The following is a 5,349-nucleotide window of genomic DNA, read 5'->3' as shown; positions in this document are numbered from 1 at the left end:
GGGGCGGGACCGCCGTGTCGGCGGTCCCGACCCTGCCTGCCGTGTCGCCGTGATCGCACGGCCCGGACACGGTGCCGGTTCGCCCCCGCTCACCGGGGGGCCGGACGGTTCACTTCACCCGGTAGGCGTCCTCGATGGTCTGGCGGACCTGGTTGCCCTGCCGGTCCACGGCGACCGCGCGCAGCGAGACGCTCCCCCGCTCCGGGTTGCGGACCGTCACCGCGCCCTTGACGACCTTGGCCTTCGTCCAGGTGGTGCCGCCGTCCTGGCTGACGTACACCGTCAGCGAGCGGAGGTTCTTCCCCGCCGCCGCGCCCTCGACCCTGACCGGCACCCGCAGCGGGGCGCCCGCCCGCGCGGTCGAGTCCGCGGCGAGCTTCGGGGTGAAGCGCACGACCGAGACCGGCAGCGCCGTCTCGGCCGCGGTGGTGTCGGAGGTGACGGTCCACTCGGTGGTGACCTCGGTGGAGACCGAGGCGACCTGGGACCGGGTGGAGGTCGTGGTCAGTTCGAAGGTGGCGCGCCCCGCCGGGACCGGGGTCTCGGTCCAGCAGTCCATCAGCTGGGTGCCGTTCGCCAGCTCCACGCCGTCGCGCCGCAGGGTCGCCGTCCGCTGGTCGGACTCGGCGCCGCTCAACGTGCCCGAGTTGTCCAGCAGGGGGTGGAGGCAGCCACGGACCGTGTCCCCCGTGCGGAAGAGGCCCTCGTACATCACGCCGTCGACGGGCCGCAGGCTCGGCCCGAAGACCCCGATGCCGAGGTCCTCGCGGTAGACCCGGCCGGGCCGGAAGGTCCGCTGCCGGTCCCAGTTGTCCAGCTCGGCGTTCTCGCCGGTCGCGTCGTACTGCGTCTGGCTGATGCGCCAGGCGACGTCACGGGCGCTGAGGAAGAGACGTACCCGTTCCGGCACCGGACGGATGATGCCCGACGGCCAGGGTCCGAAGCTGCCCGGGTAGACGGCCTCGGTGAGCAGGGCCGCCCGCCTGCCGGGCACCGACGCGCCCAGGCGCAGCCTCACCTCGGCGAGGTCGGCACGGGCGACGGTCTGCTGGAGGCCGGTGGCGAGCCGGGTGCCCGGGCCGCCGAGGGCGATCCGGTACTCGTCACGGTCCTTGACGTCGATGCTGTTGAACTGCTGGAGCAGTTGGCCCCCGCTCTGGTAGTCGGGGCCGATGTGCCCGGTGAACATGGTGCTGTAGTTCCGGCGCGACCAGGCGAAGGAGCCGCCGAATCCGTCGTTGTCCAGTTCGGTGAAGATCTGCGCGAAGGCGCGTTCGGCGGTCGGTTCGGGGACGGTGACCTCGACCGGCTTGGCGGCACGGGCGTCCAGGACCACGGTGGTGTCCCCGGTGACCTCCAGATGGGGCAGGAACAGCTCGCTCCCCGCCACCTCACTGAACGCGTCGATCCAGGTGTGGAGGAAGTAGGTGCCCTTGCGCAGCCGGGCGGTCAGGGTGTCGCCGTTCTCCCGCACACGGACCACCCCTCCCGCCGCCGTCACGGGCCGGACATCACTCCAGTGCTTGTCCGTCGGCTCTCCGTCCCGGTTCAGATGGCGGAACGTCACGTCGTAGGTCTCCACCTCGCGCTCCACCGAGGCGAGGGTCCGCACCGACTGCCCGCCGCCGGTCGCCGTCACCGCCGCCGTGTAGTGGCCGTTGACCGCGCCGCCGGGGCGGGTGTCCGAGGTCAGCCCGGCCGTGGCCGTGCCACCCGCCGGGATGGTGACCCGGTCGGCGGCGAGGGTGAACATGCCCTCGGGCGCGGGCTCGCCGTCGGGTCCGGTACCGCTGACGGCGAGGTCGAGGGTGACAGGCGACGCCCCGGTGTTGCGGTAGGTGATCTCCCGTGTCTCGGGGCGGTCGTCCCCGTGCGGGTACTCCTGCTTGGCGAAGCCGACCGAGGACGGCGGTGCGAGGACCGTACGGTCCAGGGCGGCGGCGGCATCGAGCCGTCCGGTGCCCTCGGCGAAGGCTCCGGCGCCGCCGGGCCGGGCGCTGCCCGCGAGCGCGGACCTCAGCTCGGCGTGTGTCCATCCCGGGTGGCGCTGTTTGAGCAGGGCGGCGGCGCCCGCGACATGCGGGGTGGCCATGGAGGTGCCGGAGATCGTCACATAGCCGGGCGGGTTCTCGCCCTCCCGGCCGGCGATGAGGCTGCCGGGCGCCGAGGCGGCGGTGACCTTCACCCCGGGGGCGGTCAGATCGGGCTTGATCGTGCCGCCCTCGGAGCGCGGCCCCCGGCTGGAGAAGCGGGCGAGCGTGTCGTGGTCGTCGACGGCACCGACGGCCAGCGCGGCGTCGGCGCTGGCGGGCGAGTTGACGGTGCCCGCCCCGGGCCCGTTGTTGCCCGCCGCGGCGACGAAGAGTGTGCCGTGGGCGGCGGAGAGGCGGTTGACGGCCGCTTCGAGGGGGTCGAGGAACGGCGCGTCCTCGCCGCCGAGACTGAGGTTGACGATGTCGGCCTTCTCGGCGACGGCCCACTCCATGCCCGCGAGGACGCTGGAGTCGGAGCCGTAGCCCCGGTCGTCGAGGACCTTGCCGTCGAGGAGGCGGGCGCCGGGGGCGACGCCCTTGTAGGCGCCGGAGGCGCCCGCTCCGGACCCGGCCGCGACGGAGGCGACATGAGTGCCGTGGCCATGGCGGTCCTTGCTGTCGGCGGACTCGCTGAAGTTGCGCTCCGCCACCTCCTGGCCGCGCAGTTCGGGGTGGGTCGCGTCGACGCCCGTGTCGAGGACGGCGATCCTCGCCCCCGTACCGTCGTACCCCTTGGCCCACGCGGCGGGGGCGCCGATCTGGCGGACGGTGGTGTCCAGGGACGCCCTGCGGACACGGTCGAGCCAGACCCGGTCGAGACCGGGGGCCGCGGTGCGCGCCGAGGAGCCTTCGGCCGACCTGGTCAGGGTCTTCCAGAGGCGGCCCGCCGACGCGGCGGGCACGGTGAGTGCCTCGGCGTCCAGCGTCGGATAGCTGTGCCGGATCCGGGCGCCGCCCTTCCCCCTCAGCCCGTCCCGCAGCGCGGTCCTGGCCTGGGCACGGGCCTTCCCGGCGCCCGTGCCGTAGCCGACGATCAGCCGGAGCGAGGATCCGTCGCGCTCGCGGTACTCGGCCCGGGCCAGGGTGGTGATGTCGAACAGGCCCTTGTCGACCCGTCCGCTCGCTATCAGCTGGTGCGCGTCCTGGGGGATGACATAGCCGCGTCCGCCGGACCGGTCGACCATGACGGGGATGTGCTCCCGCCCCTTCGCCGGAACGAACCGGACCAGCTTCCCCCGGGCGTCCACGGTCGCCGTGTCACCCGTGATCAGGGTGACGCGCCGCTCCTTACCGCCCGTGGGCCCCGGCTCGGTCCGCGCCGTCCCCGCGCCTTTGGCGTTCCCCCCGCCCGGCAGCGCGACGGCCGTTCCACCGGCCAGCGCCAGGACCGTCACCGTGGCCGTGACCGTGGTCACGCGAGGCCATGCTCTGCGTCTACTTCTCAACTGCGCCCCCTCATACGTCTTCTGATGCCGCGTCGGGGCGTTGGGCCCCTGTGCGGGAAGACGTCCCGAGGGACGCGTGAAGTTACAGACCGTCGGGTACCACGGCGTGATGGACCGTGCCGCGGCCGTCCGTGGGGTGGGAAGCGGTACGGGTACGGAGAGACCCCGGCGGAGGCATCAGCCGGACGCGCCACCAGGCGCCACGCGTCACCCAAGGGAGGCGCGCGTCACCTCGGGACGCGTACGTCACCTAGAGACGCGTACGGCCCGCGCCCGTCAGCGCAGCGCCCGCCGGACCAGCGCGTCGAACGCCCGGTCCGGCAGCACCCTCCGCAGCGCCAGCAAGGGCTTGGCGCCGAACCCGGCGGCGTAGCGGGTGCGGGGGCGCCGGGTGCTCGCCGCCCGCCCGATGACCATGGCGATGGACGACGGCGGAGAGGCCCGGTCCGCCATCCGCTCGTCGCTCATCGCGCTCGCGACGGCGTCGGCCAGCGGGGCGTAGGCACCCTGCCCGGAGACGGCGCGCAGCCGGTCGAGGGCGATACCGCCCCACTCCGTACGGATGGCACCCGGCTCGATGACCACCACGTCGATCCCGAAGTCCGCGACCTCGGTCCGCAGGGCGTCGCTGAAGCCCTCCAGGGCGAATTTGGTGGCGTGGTACCAGGCACCCATGGGGGTGTGGATCTTCCCGCCGACCGACGAGACGTTGACGATCCGGCCCGACCGCTGCTCGCGCATGGCCGGGAGGACCAGCTGGATCAGGCGGGCGGCGCCGAAGAGGTTGACTTCGAACTGGCGGCGCCCCTCGTCGATCGGCACCTCCTCCACGGCACCGTAGGAGCCGTACCCGGCGTTGTTGACGAGCAGGTCGATCCGTCCGGTGTCGATGAGGATCCGGTCGACCGCCTCCCGCGCCGACCGCTCGTCGGTGACATCCAGGGCCAGGGTGCGCACCCCGCGCTGTTCGAGCGGCCGCATCCGCTCCACCCGGCGGGCACCGCCGTAGACGGTGAACCCGAGGTCATGGAGGGCGAGCGCGGTGGCCTCGCCGATACCGGCTGAGGCCCCGGTGACCAGGGCGACCTTCTGAGACATGGCACGGCCTTTCGAGGGGAGGTGCGCCATCGTCCTCCAGCGTGGGCCAGCGCCACGGGGGCCGCAACCGCCCCGCCGACCGCCCGGATCCGGAGTGTGACGGGCGTCATATCGCGCTGTGATGTCACATTCCGGCGGGCCTCTCCGTCGTAACGGCGTACCGACCACCGCACACGGATCGAGGAGCACCACCATGCAGGCACGGATCGCCAATCCCGCCGGACTGATGCCCACCGCCGTCTCCGGCATCCAGCAGATACTCAAGGCCGTCGGGGAGATGGGCGCGCCCCAGACCGTCCTCGACCTGGTCCACCAGCGCGCCAGCCAGATCAACGGCTGTAGCTTCTGTGTCGTCGGCGGCGTCGCGCACGCGAGGAAGCACGGGGAGACCGATGAGCGGCTCCACGCGGTGGCCGCCTGGCGTGACGCGCCGTTCTTCACGGACGCGGAGCGCGCGGCCCTGGAGCTGGCCGAGTGCATGACACGGCTCAGCGACCGCTCGGACCCGGTCCCGGACACCGTCTGGGACGCCGCCGCCGAGCACTACGAGGAGAAGGAGCTCGCCGCCATCGTCCTGATGGTGGGCCTCACCAACTTCTTCAACCGCGTGAACGTCACCACCCGGCAGGTCGCCGGACCGACCTGGTGACCCGTCCGGTCCTCTGAGCGCACGGCCGACCGGGCTTCCGAGGGCCCCGCCCTCCGTATCGCGTCCATCGGGGGATACGGAGGGCGGGGCCCGCCGCGTCCCGGGCGGCGGCTCAGAGTTCCCC

At 73.2% G+C, this 5,349-nt stretch carries 3 protein-coding genes; 1 reads left to right on the top strand and 2 read right to left on the bottom strand.

The window, feature by feature from the left end; genetic code table 11:
- Positions 1-109: 109 nt before the first annotated feature.
- Together ACFVIM_RS32360 and ACFVIM_RS32355 are read right to left on the bottom strand one after the other, a co-directional pair.
- Positions 110-3,448, bottom strand: a complete 3,339-nt coding sequence (locus ACFVIM_RS32360) for a S8 family serine peptidase (RefSeq protein WP_384309100.1) — start codon at positions 3,446-3,448, stop codon at positions 110-112.
- Between the two features lie 306 nt (positions 3,449-3,754).
- The gene (locus ACFVIM_RS32355) at positions 3,755-4,576 is read right to left on the bottom strand and encodes an oxidoreductase (RefSeq protein WP_384309097.1); all 822 of its coding nucleotides are present in this window, start codon (positions 4,574-4,576) and stop codon (positions 3,755-3,757) included.
- A gap of 193 nt (positions 4,577-4,769) precedes the next feature.
- Between ACFVIM_RS32355 and ACFVIM_RS32350 the strand changes: the two genes are divergently transcribed.
- Entirely contained in the window at positions 4,770-5,225 is a 456-nt protein-coding gene (locus ACFVIM_RS32350; RefSeq protein ID WP_384309094.1) for a carboxymuconolactone decarboxylase family protein, read from the top strand.
- Positions 5,226-5,349 lie beyond the last annotated feature (124 nt).

Source organism: Streptomyces sp. NPDC057638 (assembly GCF_042800315.1).
In the GTDB taxonomy this organism is placed as follows: domain Bacteria; phylum Actinomycetota; class Actinomycetes; order Streptomycetales; family Streptomycetaceae; genus Streptomyces.
The sequence above is the reverse complement of the archived record's forward strand: the minus strand, read 5'-3'. Positions and strand labels throughout refer to the sequence as shown.